Here is a 750-nt window from a genome sequence, read left to right on the forward strand (position 1 = left end):
ACGATATCCTGCGTCGTGCTAATGTGGTGACGGTGGGGATTGACGGCGGAGGGCTGGATGATCTGCTGGGGATGTATGTGATTGGGCGTGACCGGGAGACCCGCGAATGGCTGGGCTGGGGCCATGCCTGGGCGCATGAAACCGCGGTGGTCCGACGGAAGAGCGAGGCGTCCCGGTTTCAGGATCTTGTTGCCTGTGGAGATATGACCATTGTCCGGCGTGTCGGGGATGACACGGCGGAAGTGGCGGAATATGTGCGTCGCATTCATGAGGCTGAGTTACTGGACCATATCGGGATTGACCCGTCAGGGGTGGGGCAGATTCTGGATTCACTGGCGGAAGCCGGGATCCCCGACGGAATTGTGGTGGGGATAAGCCAGGGCTGGAAACTGGGCGGGGCCATTAAAACCACCGAGCGCAAACTGGCTGAAGGGGTGCTGGTGCATGGTGACCAGCCCCTGATGGCCTGGTGTGTCGGCAATGCCCGGGTGGAGCCTAAAGGTAACGCCATTCTTATCACCAAACAGGCCAGTGGACGGGGAAAAATTGACCCGCTGATGGCGCTGTTCAATGCGGTCTCCCTGATGTCCCTTAACCCGGAACCGAAAAAGAAAGAATATGCGGTTTTTTTCATATAACCCTGTTCACACTGTAACCATCACGAACCGCTCCGGCGGTTTTTTTATTTTCAGGAGGCTGATGTGACTCTTAAACGGGCCTGTTCCCTGCTGACGGTGAAATCCTTCAGTG

At 56.9% G+C, this 750-nt stretch carries 1 protein-coding gene; it reads left to right on the top strand.

From position 1 onward, the window contains the following. A partial coding sequence (locus tag AC5O77_RS21790) for a terminase TerL endonuclease subunit (protein WP_494507176.1) occupies window positions 1–638 on the top strand: 638 nt, incomplete at its 5' end. Window positions 639–750: the final 112 nt, after the last annotated feature.

The organism is Stenotrophomonas sp. INTA L402-1 (assembly GCF_059295135.1).